Below are 19,561 nucleotides of genomic sequence, written 5' to 3'. Positions count from 1 at the left end.
ACGCTGTGGCAACACATGCTGTGGGTAACGAGGTATGGGTGCTGGGCAGCACCGGACGCAGCGGGCGGGAGGTCGCCGCACAGTTGGTTCGGCGGGGAATATCGCCGGTGCTGGTCGGCCGCGACTCCGCACGTCTCGCCGACGTCGCAGCGCAGGTCGGCAACGCCACGACGCTGGTCTCCGCCTCCCTTGACGAGGCCGCCGAGCAGATCCGTCGCAGGCAGCCCGCGGTCGTGATCAACACGGTCGGGCCGTTCGCTGCGACCGCAATGCCGCTCGCTCGTGCGTGCCTGCCCACGACGCATTACGTCGACCTCGCCAATGACATCTCGGCCATCTCGGCATTGCTCGAGGTCGACGGCGAAGCCGCGGGCACCGGTCGGACGCTGGTGAGCGGCGCGGGCTTCGGCGTTGCCGCTACGGAGAGCATCGTCGTCCGGCTGTGCCGGCAGCGCCCTCCCGCCGCCTCCGTGCGCGTGGACATGGTGCCCTCCATCGGCATTGAACAGGGCACGGTCGGCGAGGCTCTCGCCGCAACGCTCGTCGACGGAGTGGCAGGCGTTCGCCGTGGCCGCTGTGAGGATGCGCGACCGGCCCGGCTCGGCAGTGCGGTCCGGTCGCTCACGCTCCCCGACGGCGCCCGGGTGCGGACCGCGAGCATGCCGCTCGGCGAGTTCGTCGCAGCCCGCCGCGCCAGCGGAGCCCCTTCGGTGATCTCCGCGTCGAGCGAGGCCCCGACGTCGTTGCCCGTCCGCGCGTTGCTGCCCCTGGGCACGGCGCTGTTGAGGATCCCGGCCCTGCGGGCCTTCGCCACGCGGCGGTTCGCGCAGGTACGGCTGCGGGCTCGTGAACGACCTCGTGAGCACTCCTGGGGACACGCTCACGTCCGCTGGCCGGACGGCACCACCCGTGAGAGCTGGCTGCGCCTGGGCGATGCCCAGATCTTCACCGGAGCTGTCGCCGCCGAGGTCGCGCATCGCCTGCTGACAGGCAAAGGCCGGCCGGGAGCCCACACTCCGGCTGCCCTCTTCGGGCCGTCGCTGGTCGAGGCGTGCGGTGGCGAGTACGTGATCGGCGACCGACCGGCGGAGACGCCGTCGCCCTGACGAGTGCGGCGGAACAAACATCTCGTCGCTGGGCGTTGCACGGGGAGTGAAGAAGATCGGGTTCTTGTCCTTCGGCCACTGGTCCGACGCGCCGTACTCGCAGACACGCTCGGCCTCGGACGCATTGCTGCAGGCGATCGAGCTCGCCGTCGCGGCGGAGGAGCTCGGGGCCGACGGCGCCTACTTCCGCGTGCACCACTTCGCGCAGCAGCACTCGTCGCCGTTTCCGCTGCTGGCCGCGATCGGCGCGCGCACGAGCCGTATCGAGATCGGCACCGGCGTGATCGACATGCGCTACGAGAACCCGCTCTACACGGCCGAGGACGCCGGGGCCGCCGACCTCATCGCGGGCCGGCGGCTGCAGCTCGGGATCAGCCGCGGCTCGCCCGAACAGGTCGTCGACGGCTGGCGCTACTTCGGGTTCGAGCCGCGGGAGGGCACGACCGACGCGGACATGGCCCGCGAACACACCGAAACGCTGCTCGCGACTCTCGAGGGCGAGGGCTTCGCGCGGCCACACCCGCGCCCCATGTTCCCCAACCCGCCCGGCCTGCTGCGCGTCGAGCCGCATTCGGAGGGCCTGCGCGAGCGCATCTGGTGGGGCTCGGGCTCCGACGCCACGGCGCAGTGGGCGGCGCGGCTCGGCATGAACCTGCAGAGCTCGACGCTCAAGGATGACGAGAGCGGCGAGCCGCTGCACGTCCAGCAGCGCAAACAGATCGAGGCCTACCGCGAGGCGTGGCGAGCCGCAGGACACCAGCGCTCACCGCGCGTCTCGGTCAGCCGCAGCATCTTCCCCATCGTCAGCGACCTCGACGACATGTACTTCGGCGACGCGGGCGACTCCGAGGACAAGGTCGGGTACCTCGACGCGAACACCCGCGCCGTCTTCGGGCGCTCGTACGCAGGCGAGCCCGACGTCCTCGTCAAGCGGCTGGCCGAGGACGAGGCCATCGCCGCCGCCGACACGCTACTGCTGACCGTGCCCAACCAGCTCGGCGTCGACTACAACGCGCATATCCTCGAGAGCGTCCTCACCCACGTGGCGCCGGAACTCGGCTGGCGTTGAGAACCGGGGACACGCGAAGGGCGGCCGAAAGGAGCTGAGGGTGCCACGGCTTCATGTCGGGTGTGCAATGTGGACACATCAGGCGTGGCAGGGACGCTTCCTGCCGTCCGCACTGCCTGCCGGCAGGCGCCTGGGTGCCTACGCCCGCTTGTGCAACGCCGTCGAGGGCAACACGACCTTCTACGCCACACCCACGCGTGCGACCGTCGCGGGCTGGGCGGCACAGACCGATCCCAACTTCCGGTTCGTCCTGAAACTGCCGAGGAGCGCCACGCACGAGCGCCGGTTCGTCGGCGTTGAGACCGAGATGCGCGCATTCCTCGACGCGATCGAACCGATCGCCGAACGCGCAGTGCTGTGGACGCAACTGCCGCGCTCGTTCGGCCCGCCCGCACTTGACGCGCTCGGCCGGTTCCTGCGCAGGCTCCCGCCCGACATTCCACGTGCGGTGGAGGTGCGCGACCCGGTGTTCTTCACCGACGCCAGTGCAGCGTCCCGGCTCGAGACCACGCTCGCGGGCGCGAACGCCGAATGGGTGCCGTTCGACACGACGCTACTGTTCGCCGCCCCACCCACCAGCGAAGCGGAACACGAGGCCTGGCAACAGAAACCTCGCCTGCCCCGGCGAACGCGCGCGCTGACCGACCGGCCCATCGTGCGCTACCTCGGCAGGGACTCGGTCGACGAGACGGCCGCGGGCTGGCAGCCGTGGACCACCGTCGTCGCCGACTGGCTGCGGGAGGGCCGCTCGCCGACGGTCTTCCTGCACACCCCGGACAACCGCGACGCACCCATGTTGGCCCGCCGCTTCCACGACGACGTCCGCACCTTGGTGCCCGACCTCGACCCACTGCCCGAACCGGAGCCGGTCGAGCCGGCGACCCTGTTCTGACACCACCCCCTTCGCTCAACGTTGCTGAGCGGGCCGGACCACGATCTCGTTCACGTCGACGTCGGACGGCTGGTCGAGCGCGTAGGACACCGCACGCGCGATGGCGTCAGCCGGAATTGTGTGTGCGCGGTAGGTCCGCATCGCCGCTGCCGCTTCCGAGTCAGTGATCGTGTCGGCGAGTTCGGACTCGACGACGCCCGGCGAGATCGTGGTGACCCGGATTCCGGGGTCCGTTTCGAGACGCAGCCCCTCGGTGATCGCCCATGCGGCGTACTTGGTTCCGCAGTACACGGCGGCCGTCGGTGAGACCTCGTGCGCGCCCACGCTCGCGACGGTGACGAAATGTCCCGCGCCCTGGTTCTCGAACACGGGCAGGGCCGCAGCGATACCGTGCAGCAGGCCGCGCACGTTGACGTCGATCATCCGGTCCCATTCGTGCACGTGCCCGGCCCGCAACGGCGACAGCGGCATGACCCCCGCGTTGTTGACGACGACGTCGAGACGACCGTGCGCGGCGAGCGTCTTCTCGACCACGTTTTCCATGGCCACGCGATCGGTCACGTCGGCGCGCATGGTGGTGAGGCCGCCCGCGGTGTCCCCGATGCGGACCGACAGCTCGTCCAACCGCTCGGCGCGACGAGCGACGGCGACGACGTGGTGCCCCTCGGTGGCGAGGCGTTCGGCGACCGCTGAGCCGATGCCACTGCTCGCCCCGGTGACGACTACGACCTTGCTGTCCCGTTCCGGTGTCGACAACGGTGCTCCCTTGTTCGTGTGTGCCGGTTCGCGTGTGACCGGCTGACCTGGTCCAGCGTCGGCCGGCAGCGGGCCGGGTGGGAGGCCGCGATCATCATGGGACCAACACACCCAGGACCGACGGCGCCGCCGCGGCTACCGTGGCCTCATGGCCAGCTCCGCTCTCGGGGACTACCTCAGCACCCGTCGCGCCAGGGTCACGCCTGCCGAGGCGAACCTGCCGGTGACCGGTCACCGCCGCGTGCCCGGTCTTCGCAGGGAGGAGGTCGCCGCGCTGGCCGGGATCAGCGCCGACTACTACGTACGGCTCGAGCAGGGACGCGAACGAACCCCTTCCGCGCAGGTCCTCGAGGCACTCAGCGTCGCGCTCCGCCTCGGCGACGACGGCAGGGCGCACCTCTTCCGGTTGGCCGGGCTTGCTCCCACGGCGGTTCCGCGTGCCGTGATCGACCGGGTCGAGCCCTCGCTGTTACGGCTGATGGACAACTGGCCCGACAACGCGGCGCTGATCTACAACCGGGCCTACGACGTGCTCGCCAGCAACGAGATCGCCGACGCGCTCTTCCAGGATTTCGGTCCCGAGCACAACCTGATGCTGCTCGTCTTCCTCTCGCCCCGTGCGCGGCAGTTCTATGTGGACTGGCCCCGGGTGGCGGCCAACTCGGTCGCGGGTTTCCGGCTGAACCACGCAGCAGCGCCCGACGATCCGAGGATCCGGTCGGTGCTCACCACGCTGCTCGAGCAGAGCGCGGAGTTCCGCGACCTGTGGGCGCGGCACGACGCGAGGGGCAAGGCAGCCGAAACCAAGACCTTCGAGCATCCGGACGTCGGAACGATCACGCTGTCCATGCAGACCTTCGACGTCCGCTCGTCCCCCGGCCAGGAACTCGTCGTCTACCACGCCGAGCCCGGAACACCGAGCGCGACAGCAATGGCGCTACTCGGAACCATGGCCGCGACCCGTCGGCAGTCACCCACCTGAGACGAGCGCCGCCTCACAGGAGCTTGGCCGGGGTGATGGGCAGGTCGCGGAGGCGTTTGCCCGTCGCGTTGTGGATGGCGTTGGCGACCGCCGCCGCGACACCGGTGATGCCCACCTCGCCGATGCCGAGCAAACCCAGCGGCATGGTCGGGTCCGGCTCGTCGAGGTAGGCAATGTCGATCGGCGGGATGTCGGCGTGGACGGGCACGTGGTAGCCCGACAGGCTCGGGTTCATGATCCGGCCGCTGCGCGGGTCCACGTGTGCCTCTTCGGTGAGCGCCATCCCAATGCCCATGACGATCCCGCCACGGAGCTGGCTGACCGCGGTCTTGCGGTTCATGACACGGCCGACGTCGAACGCACCTGTCCACCGGGAGACGCGCACCTCGCCGGTGTCGGCATCGACTCGGACCTCGCAGAAGTGCGCGCCACATGCGGCCTTCTGCCACCTGCGCATGTCGCGCACCGTCCTCGCCATGAACCGCGCCTGGCCCGCCGCCTTGCCGATCCTGGTGTCCGAACCGACCGCCGCCTCAATGTAGGGCGCCTTCGCGGCGGCGACGACCTCGGCCGGCGTCCGGCCCGCTGTGCCCGAACGCCGCGCCAGCGCGTCGAGCCGCCGCGTGAGCTTCCGGCACGCCGCGAGCACGCTGGCCGCGACACTCGAGGTCTGCATCGAGCCGCCCGCCATCGCGCCCTCGGGCAGCGCCGAGTCGCCGTGCTCGACGTGCACCGCGTCGAACGGCACGCCGAGCGCGTCGGCCGCGATCTGCGCCTGCACGGTCGCCGCGCCGACGCCGATCTCGTGTAGTCCACTGCGGACGGTCACGGTGCCGTCGGCGGCGAGCCGTACCGTCACGTTCGCGGTGAGACGCAGTTGCGGGTGGTACGCCGTCGCCACGCCCGTGCCGACGAGCCAACGGCCGTCGCGTGTCGTGCCGGGCTCCGGCGATCGGTCGGCCCAGCCGAAGCGATGCGCGCCCAGCTCGTAGGCCTCACGCAGCATCCGATGCGAGAACTTTTTGCCGTCGATGGGATTTCGCTCGGGCTCGTTACGCATGCGCAGCTCGATCGGGTCGGCACCCAGCTCATGCGCGAGCTCGTCGATCGCCGACTCGAGCGCGAACGACCCGATCGCGTCGCCGGGTGCGCGCACGGCCGTGTTCGGAATCCAGTCGAGCGTCACCGAGCTCTGCCCCGTACGGATGTTGGCGGCGTCGTAGAGGTGGTTCGCGGGTGTGACGGCGGGTTCCGGCTGACCGCCGACCGGGCTCTTCCTGGTGACCGCGGTGTGTACGAGTGCGGTGAGCTTCCCGTCCCGACCGGCGCCGAGCGCCACGCGCTGAGTCGACGGTGTCCGCGCGCCGACCGTGCGGTAGACGTCCTCGCGGGTGAGCGACAGCCGGACCGGGCGGCCCGTCGCCCGCGCGGCGAGCACCGCGAGGATCACACCAGGCCACGCGAAGCCCTTGCCGCCGAAACCGCCGCCGACGAACGGCGCCAGCACCCGCACCTTGGCCTCCGGCACCCCGAACCGGAGCGCGAGATGCGCGCGCAGCCACGCCATGTTCTGTGTCGCGTCGTGGACGGTGAGCACGTCGCCGTGCCACACGGCGGTCGTCGCATGCGGCTCGATCGCGTTGTGGTGGTGCTGCGGCGTCGAGTACGCCGAGTCGACGACGACCGGTGCCGCCGCGAGTGCCGCGTCGGCGTCGCCCTTCTTCGCACCGGTGGGCATGAGCATGTTTCCCTTGTCCAGCACGGCGTTCGGCAGCTCCGCGGCGAAGTCCACGGTGGCGGGAAGACGCTCGTAGGTCACCTCGACGAGCGCGGCCGCCTCGCGTGCGGCGTGGGAATGCTCGGCCACGACGACGGCGACCGGCTGGCCGTCCCAGTGCACCTCGTCGGTGTTGAGGTAGTTGACCTGCGTACCGGAGACCATCGTGCTCATGTTGACGGGGGAGACGCGCTTCGGCGGGTTGAGCTTCGGCGCCTTGTGGTGCGTCAGCACCGCCACCACTCCGGGAAGCGCCTCGGCGGCGGAGGTGTCGATGCCGGTGATCCGGCCACGGCTGGCGGTCGCGGTCACCAGTGCCGCGTGGGTGAGGCCGGCAAGATCGTGTTCGGCCGCGAAGCGCGCCGCGCCGGTAGTCTTCGCCGGCCCGTCGACGCGATCGACCGGTGCGCCGACGACGGGCTCACGGGTGGTGTGGTGAGTGCTGGTCATGCGGCGCTCCCGTCTGCGGCGTATTCCCGGAGTTCGCGCAGGGTCGCCACGATCGTGCGGCGTGCGAGCTCGACCTTGAACGCGTTGTCGTGTTGTGGGGTGGCCGCGGCGAGCTCGGCGTCGGCGGCGCGGGCGAAGGTCTCCTCGGTGGCGGGTGCGCCGACGAGCAGTCGTTCGGCCTCGGCGGCACGCCACGGGAGCGGCGCCACGCCGCCCAGCGCGACGCGTGCGTCGCCGATCGTGTCACCGTCGAGGCGCAGCGCGGCCGCCACGGAGACGAGCGCGAACGCGTACGAAGCCCGGTCGCGCACCTTGCGGTAACGGGACCGCGGGGCCGCATCGGTAGCGGGCAGCTCGACGGCGGTGATCAGCTCGTCGCGCTCGAGCACGGTCTCGACATGCGGTGTGTCGCCCGGCGGCCGGTACAGCTCCAGCACGGGAACGCGGCGCGTACCCCGGATGCTTTCCACCTCGACGACGGCGTCGAGCGCCGCGAGCGCAACCGCCATGTCCGAGGGGTGCGTCGCGACGCAGTGTTCGCTCACCCCGAGGATCGCCGCGTCACGCGTGATGCCGCCGAGCGCGCCGCAGCCGCTGCCCGGCTCGCGCTTCGCGCACGGCGACGCGGTGTCGTAGAAGTACGGACATCGCGTGCGCTGCAACAGGTTCCCGCCGACGGTCGCCATGTTGCGCAGCTGCGCCGACGCGCCGTTGAGCACTGCCTGCGAGAGCACGGGGTAGCGCGTACGAACGAGCGGGTGCGCGGCGAGCGCGCTGTTGCGCACGCCGGCTCCGACGCGGACACCGCCGCCGGGCAACTCGTCGATGCCGGTCAGGGGCAGCCGGGTGACGTCGACGACCACGTCGGGCCGCTCGACGTTCTCCCGCATGAGGTCGACGAGATTCGTGCCGCCGCCGAGGAACTTCGCGCCCGGCCTCTCGGCGACTGTGCGCAGCGCGGTGGTGACGTCCGTGGCCGTCACGTAGTCGAACGCTCTCATCGCACGACCTCCGCGACCGCCTCGACGACCCCGTTGTAGGCGCCGCAGCGGCAGATGTTGCCGCTCATGCGTTCCCGGATCTCCTCGTCGGTCAGCTCCTCGCCCTCGGCCGGCTGGTCCTCGCTGACGGCGCTGGGCATGCCGTCCTTGTGCTCGGCGAGCATCCCGATCGCCGAGCAGATCTGGCCGGAGGTGCAGTAGCCGCACTGGAACCCGTCGTGGCGGACGAAGGCCTCCTGCAGCGGGTGATCGACGCCTTCGATGGTCGTGATCTCGCGGTCGGCGTACTGCACGGCGAGCGCGAGGCAGGCGTTGATCCGCTCGCCGTCGGCGAGCACCGTGCACGCGCCGCACGCGCCCTGGTCGCACCCCTTCTTCGTGCCGGGCAGCCCGAGGTGCTCGCGCAGCGCGTCGAGCAGGCTGACCTGCGGGGGGATGTCGAGCCGTCGGTCGGCCCCGTTGACGCGCAAGCGCACCTCGGCCATCGCGGTCTCCTTCGTCGTGGTGGATGTACCGCAAAGTTAACAGAACGCCGTACCGCTAACAAGAGAACAGCGTTCCTTTAACCGGTTACCTATACTCCGCTGAGACATGGATCAGGAAACATTCGTACGGGCAAGGCGCCCGGAACAGAAACAGCAGCGCCGCGAGGCGATCCTCGCGGCGGCGGAGGAGCTCGCGCTCGAACGCGGGGTGCGCAACGTCAGCCTCGGCGACATCGCCAAACGGGTGGGCTTCGCGAAGTCGAACGTGGTGCGTTACTTCGGCACCCGTGAGGAGATCTACCTCGAGCTCTCACTGGTCCACGGACGGCAGTGGGTCGACGAGGTCAAGCTGCGGCTGCCGCGCGAGGGGATCGTCGACGCGCTCGTCGAGTCGCTCGGCGAAAGACCGCTGCTGTGCGACCTGATCAGCCAGGGCGGCACCTCGCTCGAGCACAACGTCGGGGTGGAGGCGGCGGCGGAGTTCAAACGCACCATGCACGGGCTGATCGTCGAGCTGGCGGTGGCGATCGCGGAGTGCTCCGCCGAGCTCACCGAAGCCGAGGCGAGCGAGGTGGTCACGGCGGCGGCCGCGTGCGCGATGGCGTTCTACCCGGCCGCGAACCCACCGCCGACACTGCGCGAGGCCTACGACCGCCATCCCGAGCTGGCCGCCATGCAGGTGGAGTTCGTGCCCGCGACGAAGCGGGCGGTAGCCGCGCTCCTCGCGGGTATTCCGACGTTGCGGTGAACGCCGGAATACCCGCGAAGGAGCCGGATCGATCGGTGTCTGCGCGTCGTCAGCGAACGTGGAAGGTGTCGGGGTGTGCGCCGACGCGTTCGCCGCGGTCGAGGCCCTTGAGTGTGCCGAGGTCGTCGCGGTCGAGCTCGAAGTCGAACAGCTCGAGGTTGGCCTTGATGCGCGACGGCGTGACCGACTTCGGGATGATCACGTTGCCGAGCTGCAGATGCCAACGCAGCACCACCTGTGCGGGCGTCTTGCCGTACTTCTCGGCGAGCGCGGTCACGGTCGGGTCGGTGAGGACGTCGCCGCCCTGCGCGAGCGGGCCCCACGCCTCGGTGGCGATGCCGTGCTCGGAGTGGTACTTGCGCAGCTCCGGCTGTTGCAGGTACGGGTGCAGCTCGACCTGGTTGACCGCTGGGACGATGTCCGACGCCTGGGCGAGGCGGTCGAGGTGTTCGGGCTGGAAGTTCGACACGCCGATCGCCTTCGCGCGACCCTCGGCGTGGATCTTCTCGAACGCGCGCCACGTGTCCACATAGCGGTCGACGTCCGGCATCGGCCAGTGGATCAGGTACAGGTCGACGTAGTCGGTGCCGAGCTTCTCGAGGCTGGTGTCGAACGCCTTGAGCGTCTCGTCGTAGCCCTGGTCGGCGTTCCACAGCTTCGTGGTGAGGAAGATGTCCTCGCGCGCGACGTCCGAGTCGGCGATGGCCTTGCCGACCTCGCCCTCGTTGCCGTATGCGGCAGCGGTGTCGATGCTGCGGTAGCCGGCCTCGAGCGCGGAGGTGACAGCTGCCACCGTCTCGTCGGCGCCGACTTTGAAGACGCCGAAACCGACCTGCGGCATCGCTACGCCGTTGTTCAGTGCGATCGTGGGTACGTTCGTTGGTGCCATGCCCGGTACAACGCGTGTCCGGCCCCGTGTATTCGCGTGAGCAACGGGGCTTGATCACATCGCACCCCATCTCGGGAACCTTCGCGCGCAGGACACACACGGCGACCTTTGTGGACGCCCACAATCCTCGCCGCACTCTGCCGGCGGCGCCGCGAGAGACGCCGTCATCGTGCCCATCGACCACGCCAAACGATCGAACCGGTACAAACACGACGAAGAAAGTCAGGTCAACGACCCGAGGCGCCGCGATTCTCGAGCACGGGCCCGTCACGTCTCGTACCTCGCCGTGTGGGATTCGGTTACCCGCATTCACGCGAGCACGTTGATCCCATCGAGGTATTTCGTACCCCTTCAGCGGCCTCGCAACAGGCGCGGCACGAAGCACTGGATAGCTGTCGGTTCGGCGTCAGGCCGTGGTGTAGTCCTCGACGTCGCAATGGTCGAGGTTTCCCTGCTGCAGAACGGCAAGCCCACGATCAGACACGACGAGTTGGCCGATGGCAGTGACGCCGAGGTCATCGACGCCAGCTGTACCCCTGACGACGAGCCAGCGAATACCGGGGATGACAGCACGCTCGCTGTCGGGCGCGTCCTCGGAGACAGTTACCTCGACGTCGCGGAGTTCGTAGCCGCCAAGGTCACTGTTCTGGATAGCAGCAGCCAGCGCCTCAGAGACGAAGTAGCAGGGGTACGCCTCGATCAGGTCATCGTTGAGCCAACCGTCGAGATGCAGGTGGGCATGCGTCACGCGTGGCGGGTGGACCGACGCGTCCATGACTACACGCTCGCCAAGTTCGCCAGGCGCGGCTGGTTCCAGGGAGTAGTAGGCCATCAAGATCACCTTACCGGCGGGTTGAAACGCCCGCCGTACTTGTTGTCGATGTGAGTCGCGAAGTCCAGAAGGTTTTCCGTGGAAGCGTTAGGGTTGTGCTTGTAGAACCTGTTCCACTCTTTCCGTATCTCACTCAGGTGCAGGGTCGCGTTCTCGTCCTTTGGGATTCCGCGCAGATTCTCATAGGAGTGCATCTCCGCTGCGGTGATTCCCGAGTCGGGGTAGTTGCGTTTCGCCTACTGTTCGACGGCGTGGTGGACGACGACTTTACCTTCGAGGTCAGGGTGTTTCTCGAAGAATGTCTTGCGGTAGTTGGTGTGGGTGGCGTGGCCGAACTTCGCGGGCGCGTGCCCGGCAGCTTTGGCGATGTCGGTGGCGCGGTCGACGGCTTTGCCGCCAGTTGCGGCCCATCCGGCGAACGGGATAGCAGCGGCGCCGGAGATGGCGGCCTCTGTGTAGCGGCCCTGTCCTGCGTACCAGGCGGCGTTGGTGCCGTCGGCGAGTTCGCCGACGCCTGGGATAAGTCCGGCGATGTCGAGTGCGCCGTGGCCGAGCTTGCTGAGAGTGGTTTCCTCTTCGGCCGGAGTGATGTCGCGAAGCGCTTGGGCCGTTTCGTCGGCGACCTGCTTGAGCTGCTGCCGTGCCCGATTCAGGGTGTCGCGAGCCGCCTGGCGGGTGGATTCGCCGGGGTCGGCGAACGGTTCGACGGTCACACAGGTCGGGTCACCGGCCGCAGCGTTGGCCTGGTTCTGGCGCGTGGCCTCGGCCACGGCCTGATCGTGCTCCCGTTGCGCTCTTGCGGTTTGCCCTTGTGCCTGTTTCCACAGCTCGATGGCTTCGCGAGCCTGACCTTGTGCCCAGCGCAGAGTTCCGGCGTAAAGACCGAGGACCTCTCCTGCGTAGGTAAGTGCGTCGCCGGCTTCGTACCACTTGGTGGGTTCGTAGGAGAACTCGTCTCGGAAGGCGTTGGCCGCCGGACCGGTCCAGGCGCCGGTGTCGATCGCGCGCAGACCGATCGCGGCGTTCACGGCCTGCTGTGCCACGGTTGTTCAGGACCGTGACGTTCTTGTCGATCGCCTCGGGGTTGCCCTGGATCAGCGCCCGCGGATCCTCAGTCTCACCGAGTTCAGCCATCGGCGACATCCACAGCCGGATCGTCCGGCAGCGCCCCCTTGGCCTGACGTTCAGCCTCGCGGTATGCCTGAGCCGACGCCTTCAACGCGCGGCCAATCTCGTCGGCGTCGTCGACAAGATCGTCGATCCGGTCACTCCAGCGCACGCACACATCCATCAGCGCATTGCGCAACGGCTCATCACCGTACATTTCCGGCTCACCGGTCAAACTACGCAACTCGAAGTTATCTTGCGCGTCGACGGCCTTCTGGATCGCGGTTCCAGCTTGATCGAGCGTGTCGACATCGACGTGATAGCCCGGTCCGTCCACATCTACCCCTGTGGTCACTCGTGCGAGCAGGGTAGCCATCCACACGAGGTCGAGGTCAACCCCGCGGATACTTGTCGCGTATGTCGACGTGACGCGGGGACTCAGCAGCTCCCGGCCCGATTGCGGGTCCTCGCCGGCTACCGCGGGTTGTACGCCATCGAGGATCTGCCAGCCGACCTCGCCCGACGACTGTTCGAAGCCCTCCGCCTCGAACTGCGCTACGACAACGCCGGAAGCGCCTCAGCTGTTGCCATCCTTGGAGTGCCCCCGACGGGATTCGAACCCGCACTTGATCGATTTTAAGTCGACTGCCTCTGCCGGTTGGGCTACGGGGGCTCTTGCAGCTTATGCCCCGTGCCGTCGCACGCGCGGCGGGCCCGATAACGAAACCGCTGGTACGGAGGTTACGAAAACGAAAACCGGCCCCGGGACAGCTTCCCGGGACCGGTTTCGGTGAGGCGGTTCACGCCTGCGCGGTCAGGACTTCGACGCGCGGGTGAACTCTTCCTTCGGGTTGTTGATCTGGCCGAGGGAGATCGTCTCGCGGCGGAACAGACCACCGAGCGCCCAGTCGAGCAGGATGCGCACCTTGCGGTTGAAGGTCGGCATCGCGTGCACGTGGTACGCGCGGTGGAACAGCCACGCGGGAAAGCCCTTGATCTTCATCTTCATCGCGTCGGCCACGCCCTTGTGCAGGCCGAGACCGGCGACCGCGCCGAGGTTCTTGTGGTAGTAGTCCGTCGGCTTGCCGCCCCGCAGCGACGCGATGATGTTCTTCGACAGGTGCCTGGCCTGCCGCACGGCGTGCTGGGCGTTCGGCGGGCACGTCGCCGTCGGGTCGTCCTCCGTGCGCGACAGGTCCGGCACCGCGGCGACGTCACCCGCGGTCCAGACGTCCGAGTGACCGACGACGTTCAGCGCCGCCGTGGCCTCGAGCCGCCCCCGCTTGTCGGTGGGCAGGTCGGAACCGGCCACGACCGGGTTCGCCTTGACGCCCGCGGTCCAGATGATGGTGTCGCTGTCGAACTCGGTGCCGTCCGAGAGCACCACGTGGCCGTTCTCGAACGACTTCGCCGCCGTCGACAGGTAGACCTCGATGCCGCGCTTCTCGAGCTGCTCGACCGTCCACACGCCGAGCGTGTCGCGCACCTCGGGCAGGATGCGGCCCGCGGCCTCGACAAGCACCCACCGGACGTCCTCCGGCTCGATGTTCGAGTAGTAGCGCGTCGCGAAGCGGGTCATGTCCTCGAGCTCGGCGAGCGCCTCGATCCCAGCGAAGCCACCGCCGACGACCGTGAACGTCAGCAAGCGCTTGCGCAGGTCGGGGTCCAGCGTGCTGGACGCCTCGTCGAGCTTGGTGAGCACGTGGTTGCGCAGGTAAATGGCCTCGCCGACCGTCTTGATGCCGATACCCTGCTCGGCCAGACCGGGGATCGGCAGCAGCCGCGGCACCGAGCCGAGCGCCACGACGAGGACGTCGTAGCCCAGCTGCTCGATGTGCCCGTCGGCCGCCTCGACCGTCACGGTCTTACGCTCGTGCTCGACCTTGTTCACCCGGGCGGTGAGCACGTGGCAGCGTCGGAGAACCCGGCGCAACGGCACCACCACGTGCCGGGGTTCGATGGACCCGGCAGCCGCCTCCGGAAGGAAGGGCTGGTAGGTCATGTGCGGCTGCGGATCGACGATCGTCACGGACGCCTCGTTGGCGCGCAGCTTCTTCTGGAGGCCCAGCGCCGTGTAGAGGCCGACGTATCCGCCGCCGAGGATGAGGATCCTCGTCGGTTCCGACTTGACTGCCATGAGTTCAGTTTCCCACTCGCCGGCAACCCACACTCACCGGGTTGGCCAGGTGTGACCGGTGTCGCCAACTTCTCGCAAACGATTCAGTTGACAGGACCTTTACACGGACCTAAGGGGTCTCGCAAGGGTCGCGGCCGACCCGCGGCGGACGTCCACGAACCACGGTCAGCAACTCGGCCAGCACGACACGAGCCCGCCGAACCATCACGCTCCCCGGTGGGCACGGCGGACACGGCGGACGGCGACGAACGTCGCGACGGCGGCGGCGACCGTTCCTACCGTCGCGAGCAGCGTCCCCACAAACGACGGCCCGTTCAACGCGACCCGGATCGGCGAACCCGTCGTGGTGGCGATGACACAGGCGTCCGGGGTGATGGCCGCGCCGTTGAACCTGTCGCGGTACAGAGCACCGTCCAAGCAACGCTTCGCGATAACCAGGTCGTGCATGCCCCACAGCGCGACGCCGGCGCATGCGGCCGCCACGAGCGTGAGCCCCACGACCACGACCCGGCGTCGTCGTGACACAGCGGACTCGGCAAGACTCTCCCGCGATCCAGCCATGACCGGCACCTTACGGCCACGAAACCGACCACCGGGGCGCTCGACACACAGGGCTCGATGCCGCACCGGCACACGTCCACGCTACGCGACCAGTTCCACGCGACACTGGCCGGTGGCCGCGCGCGCACGCCGCGCATCGGCGGTCACGAGCGGAATGCCACGCGCCTGCGCCAACGCGGCGTACGCCGCGTCGTATCCGCTGATGGCGTCGCGCAACTGCCACATCCGGATCACGCGGCGCCACCCGCGGTCAGATCCCGTTCGATCTCCGCGAACAGCTGCCGATTACCACTGAACGCGGCCTGCCGTTGCAACACGCCCAGTAGGAAGGCCTGCAGCGACTGCCCTCGTTCCCAGGCCTCGCGCGCAAGCGCGTCCTTGACCAGTTCCGGTCGAGTCAACCGCCGAGCCCGGCGAGCGTCTTCGCCTGCTCGAGCACGCCGCGGAGCATCTCCGGGGTGAGCCGTCCGGTGAAGGTGTTCTGCTGGCTGACGTGGTAGCAGCCGACGAGGTGCAGTGGCGCCGGTCCGGCGAGCTCGACGTGCGCCGCGTGGCCGAACACCGGACGCGGGCGCGGCACCTGCCAGCCGGCCCGCGCGAGGATCGGCAGCAGCGCCTGCCATCCGAATCCGCCGAGCACGACGATCGCGCGCATCGTGGGCGCGAGGAGGTCGAGCTCGTCGGCGAGCCAGCCACCGCACGTGTCGCGTTCGGCGGGCGTGGGTTTGTTGGCGGGCGGCGCGCAGTGCACCGGTGAGGTGATCCGCGTTCCGTACAGCTCGAGGCCGTCCCCGACGTGGCTCGCCGTCGGCTGCGACGCGAGGCCGACGTCGTACAGGGCCTGGTACAGCACGTCGCCGGAACGGTCGCCGGTGAACATCCGTCCCGTGCGGTTGGCGCCGTGCGCGGCGGGCGCGAGGCCGACGATCACCAGTCGCGCGTCGGCAGGCCCGAACCCGGGCACCGGCCTGCCCCAGTACGTCTCGTCGGCGAAGGCAGCACGTTTCGTCACCGCGACGTGCTCGCGCCATTCCACAAGCCGCGGGCACGCGCGGCAGTCGATCAGCTCTCGGTCGAGGTCAGCGAGTGTCCGCACCACGCACGCCATTCTCGCCGGACAGCCGTTCCACGGCGTCGGCGGCACGGGCCACCCCGCCGTTGCGACGTACCTCGGCACGCACCTGCGCCGCACGGCCTGCCTTGGCGGCCGCCTCGTCGACGGCCGCCCGCAGGCTGCCGGCCGTCCACGGCTCGGCGGGACGCACCCCGGTGCCGACCGACACGAGCATGTCGGCGTTGGTCGACTGGTCGACGGCCTGCGGGACGAGCACGGTCGGCACTCCGAACCACAGTGACTCGGCGGCGCTGCCCATCCCCGCGTGGCTGACGAACACCGACGCGTGCTCCAGCACGTCCAGCTGTGGCCGGCTGCGCGCCGCGGTCACCCCGTCGGGCAGCGGGCCGAGCTCCGCCGGGTCGACCTTCCCCGTGGCGAGCACGACACGGTAGTCGCCGGCCAGGCCGTCGATGCAGGCCCGATAGATGTCCGGTCGCTGGGTGTACGACGTGCCCAGCGCGACGTAGACGAGCGTGCGGTCGTCTCCCGGGTCGGGCGTCCAGCCGGTGCGCCGGGCCGGATCGATGCACGGTCCGGCGAACACGTAGCGGTCGGCGACCCGGTCGGCGTTGGGCTGCAGGACCCGCGGGATCAGCACCACGCACGCCGGCGGCGATCCGAGGAACTCGTCGGCGTCGAGGCCGAGGCCGTTCTCGTCGAGCCACGCGCGCACGGTCGCGTAGTACCGAGCACCCGACGGCGACGCCTTCACCTGTTCGTCGAACTCCGCCATCTCCTCGGCCATGCCCTCCCACGCGACGTAGGCGGTGGACAGCTGCACGGCGGGCACGTTCCACCGGTGTGCGGCGACCCGGCCCGCGAACCCGCCGATGTCGTAGAGGACCGCGTCCGGCCGGTCGATGCCCAGCACGACGGGCAGCACGGTCATGGCGTCGTCGAGGAACACCTGCATCGCCTCGCCGACGTCGTCGGGCCAGTGCTCGTCGGCCCCCGGCATGACGGAGTCGTGCGTGACCACCTCCGCGCCGGTCGCGGCCACGAGCTCGGCCAGTCGGTCGCCGACGACGTACGTGACCCGGTGACCACGGGCGACGAGTTCGGCGATCAGCCCCAAACCCGGATACACGTGACTGGGCGCGGTCACGCCCGCCATGACGAAGCGCATGGCCGCATCGTCCCAGTCACCGCGGCGCACGGCCGAGCGTTTTTCCGCCACGCGTGAACCGGCCGTGGATCTCCGGACGAGCAGGCACCGATCGGCATAGGTTGTACCCATGCCAGACACGCAAGACACAGCCGACAGCAAACCCGAGACCGAGGGCGCCACGGAGCCGACCGACGACCTCGTCACCACCCAGCACTCGATCACCGTCAAACGCCGCAAGCTCGCGTACACGGCGCAGACCGGCAGGGTCGTGCTGCGCAAGGAGGTCCTCACCGACGGCGCGTTCGACGGCCACAAGCCGAAGGCCGAGGTGTACGTGACGGCCTACACGTTGGACGGTGCCGACCCCACGACCCGGCCGGTCACGTTCGCGTTCAACGGCGGCCCCGGCTCGTCGAGCATCTGGCTGCACATGGGTGTCCTCGGACCGCGGCGCGTGGTCTCGGGCGACGTCGACGACCCGGAACCGCCGCCGTACCGAATCGTCGACAACGCCGACACGCTGCTGGCACACAGCGACCTCGTGTTCATCGACCCGGTGTCGACCGGGTACTCGCGCGCGGCCAGCGGTGAGAAGCCCGCGGACTACCACGGGTTCACGCCGGACGTGGAATCCGTCGGCGAGGTGATCCGCCTGTGGACCTCCCGCAACCAGCGCTGGCTCTCGCCGAAGTTCGTCGCGGGTGAGTCGTACGGGACGCTGCGGGCCGCCGCGCTCGCCGCACATCTGCAGAGCCGCCACGGCCTGTACCTGAACGGACTGCTGCTGATCTCGTCGGTGCTCGACATGGGCACGATCCGGTTCACCGAGGGCAACGACCTGCCCTACACGCTGTTCGTGCCCACCTACGCCGCGATCGCCCACTACCACGGCAAACACGGTGACCGGGAACTCGACGACGTCCTGGCCGAGGCCGAGGAGTTCGCGTCGAGGGACCTGCTCTGGGCCCTGCAACGCGGCGCCCGCCTCGACGGCGAGGAGCGCGCCGAGATCGTCGCCAAGCTGGCCGAACTGACCGGCCTGTCCGAGTCCTACGTCGACCGGGTCAACCTGCGCATCGAGCACGTGCGCTTCTTCACCGAGCTGCTGCGGGACGAGGGGCTGGTGACCGGCCGGATGGACGGGCGGTTCACCACCTGGGAGCCCGACGGCGGCAGGGAGCACATGAGCGACGACGCCTCGGTGTCGCGCATCATCGGCGCCTACTCGGCCGCGTTCAACCACTACGTCCGCGCCGAACTCGACTATGTCAGCGACCTGCCGTACGAGATCCTCTCGACCGACGTCAACAAGGCCTGGTCGTACTCGGACTTCGAGGGCAGGGCCGTGTCCGTGGTGGAGTCGCTCAGCGGCGCGATGCGCGAGAACCCGCACCTGAAGGTGCATGTCGCGCTCGGCCACTACGACGGTGCCACCCCGTACTACGCGGCCGAGCACGTCCTCGCCCAGCTCCGGATCCCCGACGAGCTGCGGTCCAATGTGGAGACGGCGTACTACCCGGCAGGCCACATGATGTACGTGCACGAACCGTCGAGGATCCAGCAGGGCAAGGACCTCGGTGCGTTCGTGAAGTCGGCGTCCAACCGCTGACCCGGTGGCGAGTCCTCGTCACGCAGGGCTCACCTCGTGCACCGCACCGTCCGGCGCCGTGGCCACACGCTGCGGCGCCGGACGACTGCCCTCACGCGGAATCGCACCACCTCACGGCAGTGGTTCGCCGGTCTCCAGCAACGACTTCAGACTCGACATGAACGCCGGCCACCCCTGCCGCACCGATTCGAGCACCTTGCTCTCGGGCCCGACGAAATCGTCGTGGACGAGCGTGAGCTTGACGGTGTCGCCGTCCTGTTCCAGCTCGAACGTGACCCGCGACGGTGGCTCCTCGGCCAGTTCGGCATACGCACTGCCCGCCTCGGCCGTGACCTTGAACGTGTAGGACAACCGCTTACCCGGTTCGGATTCGAGCACGACCTCGCCGGTTTCGACGCGGGTGCCGTCCGGGTCGACAGCGATGATGGGCGATCCCGGCTTCCAATCGGACTCCATACTCATCCCGCCGAACCAGCGCCGAATGAATGCGGGATCGGTCAGCGCCTGCCAGAGCTTCTCGGGCGTTGTCTTGATGTAGGTGACGTAGACGAACGTGGGCTTGCTCATCGCTGGCTCCTCCAGTGCTCGTTTCAGATCCTCGAGCGCGTCGAGTCGTTCGCGGTCGTACTTGCCGATCCAGCGGCCGGCGATCTCGTTGATGGGCGCGGGATTCAGGTAATGCAATCGTTCTCGGCCATGGCGCACGATCGTCACGAGATTCGCCTCGATGAGGACAGCGAGATGTTTCGTGACCGCCTGCCGCGTCATGCCGAGGCCGTCGCCGAGCTCGCGGAGGCTCTGTCCGTTCTGAGCGTTCAGCCGGTCCAGCAGCCGCCTGCGACTGGGGTCGGCCAGCGCCTTGAACGCGTCCATGCCCACCTCCATCCATGCGCAATCACAAGGTTGCCTATGGGCAGGCTAGGCAACCTTATGGT

21 protein-coding genes and 1 tRNA gene are annotated in these 19,561 nt (G+C 69.1%); 6 read left to right on the top strand and 16 right to left on the bottom strand.

Annotated features, from left to right (window positions below; all coding sequences use genetic code 11):
- Window positions 1–5 precede the first annotated feature (5 nt).
- The 3 genes from IF64_RS0109535 (at window position 6) to IF64_RS0109525 (ending at window position 3,067) form a co-directional block, all read left to right on the top strand.
- Window positions 6–1,106, top strand: coding sequence for a saccharopine dehydrogenase family protein (locus tag IF64_RS0109535; RefSeq protein WP_051757677.1), 1,101 nt, complete (start codon window positions 6–8; stop codon window positions 1,104–1,106).
- 46 nt (window positions 1,107–1,152) lie between these two features.
- Window positions 1,153–2,175: an LLM class flavin-dependent oxidoreductase gene (locus IF64_RS0109530; RefSeq protein ID WP_030531679.1), complete on the top strand. Its 1,023-nt coding sequence runs from the start codon at window positions 1,153–1,155 to the stop codon at window positions 2,173–2,175.
- 67 nt (window positions 2,176–2,242) lie between these two features.
- On the top strand, window positions 2,243–3,067 hold the full coding sequence (locus IF64_RS0109525) for a DUF72 domain-containing protein (RefSeq protein ID WP_030531678.1): 825 nt from the start codon (window positions 2,243–2,245) through the stop codon (window positions 3,065–3,067).
- Between the two features lie 15 nt (window positions 3,068–3,082).
- On the opposite strand, the gene IF64_RS0109520 is transcribed toward IF64_RS0109525, so the two are convergent.
- Window positions 3,083–3,823 (bottom strand): SDR family oxidoreductase, encoded by a 741-nt coding sequence (locus IF64_RS0109520; protein WP_030531677.1) that lies wholly within the window; start codon window positions 3,821–3,823, stop codon window positions 3,083–3,085.
- A 148-nt stretch (window positions 3,824–3,971) separates the two neighbouring features.
- On the opposite strand from IF64_RS0109520, the gene IF64_RS0109515 reads away from it, so the two are divergent.
- Complete coding sequence (locus IF64_RS0109515) at window positions 3,972–4,805, top strand: helix-turn-helix transcriptional regulator (RefSeq protein WP_030531676.1); 834 nt, start codon at window positions 3,972–3,974, stop codon at window positions 4,803–4,805.
- A gap of 13 nt (window positions 4,806–4,818) precedes the next feature.
- Here the strand turns inward: IF64_RS0109515 and IF64_RS0109510 are convergent, their stop codons facing one another.
- From IF64_RS0109510 to IF64_RS0109500, 3 genes are read right to left on the bottom strand one after another with little or no spacing between them, the layout of a single operon-like run.
- The gene (locus tag IF64_RS0109510) at window positions 4,819–7,032 is read right to left on the bottom strand and encodes a xanthine dehydrogenase family protein molybdopterin-binding subunit (protein ID WP_030531675.1); all 2,214 of its coding nucleotides are present in this window, start codon (window positions 7,030–7,032) and stop codon (window positions 4,819–4,821) included.
- Complete coding sequence (locus IF64_RS0109505; RefSeq protein ID WP_030531674.1) at window positions 7,029–8,033, bottom strand: FAD binding domain-containing protein; 1,005 nt, start codon at window positions 8,031–8,033, stop codon at window positions 7,029–7,031. The genes IF64_RS0109510 and IF64_RS0109505 overlap by 4 nt, the downstream gene beginning before the upstream one ends.
- Window positions 8,030–8,518: a 2Fe-2S iron-sulfur cluster-binding protein gene (locus IF64_RS0109500; RefSeq protein ID WP_030531673.1), complete on the bottom strand. Its 489-nt coding sequence runs from the start codon at window positions 8,516–8,518 to the stop codon at window positions 8,030–8,032. The genes IF64_RS0109505 and IF64_RS0109500 overlap by 4 nt, the downstream gene beginning before the upstream one ends.
- Before the next feature lie 106 nt (window positions 8,519–8,624).
- On the opposite strand from IF64_RS0109500, the gene IF64_RS0109495 reads away from it, so the two are divergent.
- Complete coding sequence (locus IF64_RS0109495) at window positions 8,625–9,266, top strand: TetR/AcrR family transcriptional regulator (protein ID WP_030531672.1); 642 nt, start codon at window positions 8,625–8,627, stop codon at window positions 9,264–9,266.
- A gap of 49 nt (window positions 9,267–9,315) precedes the next feature.
- Here the strand turns inward: IF64_RS0109495 and IF64_RS0109490 are convergent, their stop codons facing one another.
- The 11 genes from IF64_RS0109490 to IF64_RS0109440 form a co-directional block, all read right to left on the bottom strand.
- Window positions 9,316–10,155, bottom strand: coding sequence for an aldo/keto reductase (locus tag IF64_RS0109490; RefSeq protein ID WP_030531671.1), 840 nt, complete (start codon window positions 10,153–10,155; stop codon window positions 9,316–9,318).
- A gap of 406 nt (window positions 10,156–10,561) precedes the next feature.
- The gene (locus tag IF64_RS27100; protein ID WP_145600458.1) at window positions 10,562–10,987 is read right to left on the bottom strand and encodes a hypothetical protein; all 426 of its coding nucleotides are present in this window, start codon (window positions 10,985–10,987) and stop codon (window positions 10,562–10,564) included.
- Between the two features lie 236 nt (window positions 10,988–11,223).
- Window positions 11,224–12,030: a putative T7SS-secreted protein gene (locus IF64_RS26000; RefSeq protein ID WP_030531669.1), complete on the bottom strand. Its 807-nt coding sequence runs from the start codon at window positions 12,028–12,030 to the stop codon at window positions 11,224–11,226.
- Between the two features lie 83 nt (window positions 12,031–12,113).
- The gene (locus tag IF64_RS0109475) at window positions 12,114–12,470 is read right to left on the bottom strand and encodes a WXG100 family type VII secretion target (RefSeq protein WP_248700053.1); all 357 of its coding nucleotides are present in this window, start codon (window positions 12,468–12,470) and stop codon (window positions 12,114–12,116) included.
- A gap of 223 nt (window positions 12,471–12,693) precedes the next feature.
- A tRNA-Leu gene (locus IF64_RS0109470) sits at window positions 12,694–12,767 on the bottom strand.
- 141 nt (window positions 12,768–12,908) lie between these two features.
- On the bottom strand, window positions 12,909–14,231 hold the full coding sequence (locus tag IF64_RS0109465) for an NAD(P)/FAD-dependent oxidoreductase (protein ID WP_030531667.1): 1,323 nt from the start codon (window positions 14,229–14,231) through the stop codon (window positions 12,909–12,911).
- Window positions 14,232–14,435: 204 nt separating this feature from the next.
- Window positions 14,436–14,792, bottom strand: a complete 357-nt coding sequence (locus IF64_RS0109460) for a hypothetical protein (RefSeq protein WP_048808576.1) — start codon at window positions 14,790–14,792, stop codon at window positions 14,436–14,438.
- A gap of 81 nt (window positions 14,793–14,873) precedes the next feature.
- Window positions 14,874–15,026, bottom strand: a complete 153-nt coding sequence (locus IF64_RS27470; protein ID WP_169741932.1) for a hypothetical protein — start codon at window positions 15,024–15,026, stop codon at window positions 14,874–14,876.
- Window positions 15,023–15,193 (bottom strand): hypothetical protein, encoded by a 171-nt coding sequence (locus IF64_RS27095; RefSeq protein ID WP_157575508.1) that lies wholly within the window; start codon window positions 15,191–15,193, stop codon window positions 15,023–15,025. The genes IF64_RS27470 and IF64_RS27095 overlap by 4 nt, the downstream gene beginning before the upstream one ends.
- A complete protein-coding gene (locus tag IF64_RS0109445) occupies window positions 15,190–15,900 on the bottom strand; it encodes a uracil-DNA glycosylase (RefSeq protein ID WP_030531665.1) in 711 nt (236 codons plus the stop codon). The genes IF64_RS27095 and IF64_RS0109445 overlap by 4 nt, the downstream gene beginning before the upstream one ends.
- The gene (locus IF64_RS0109440; RefSeq protein WP_342779930.1) at window positions 15,872–17,086 is read right to left on the bottom strand and encodes a macrolide family glycosyltransferase; all 1,215 of its coding nucleotides are present in this window, start codon (window positions 17,084–17,086) and stop codon (window positions 15,872–15,874) included. Before IF64_RS0109440 ends, IF64_RS0109445 begins: the two co-directional genes overlap by 29 nt.
- 58 nt (window positions 17,087–17,144) lie before the next feature.
- Here IF64_RS0109440 and IF64_RS0109435 point away from each other — a divergent pair, with 58 nt between their 5' ends.
- Complete coding sequence (locus IF64_RS0109435; protein WP_030531663.1) at window positions 17,145–18,626, top strand: S10 family peptidase; 1,482 nt, start codon at window positions 17,145–17,147, stop codon at window positions 18,624–18,626.
- A gap of 111 nt (window positions 18,627–18,737) precedes the next feature.
- Here IF64_RS0109435 and IF64_RS0109430 read toward each other — a convergent pair whose 3' ends face one another.
- On the bottom strand, window positions 18,738–19,499 hold the full coding sequence (locus tag IF64_RS0109430) for an ArsR/SmtB family transcription factor (RefSeq protein ID WP_030531662.1): 762 nt from the start codon (window positions 19,497–19,499) through the stop codon (window positions 18,738–18,740).
- Window positions 19,500–19,561 lie beyond the last annotated feature (62 nt).

Origin of the sequence: Prauserella rugosa (assembly GCF_000719975.1) — a bacterium.
Taxonomy (GTDB): domain Bacteria; phylum Actinomycetota; class Actinomycetes; order Mycobacteriales; family Pseudonocardiaceae; genus Prauserella; species Prauserella rugosa.
Note: the sequence above shows the minus strand (reverse complement) of the source record. Positions and strands in the feature narration are given on the sequence as shown.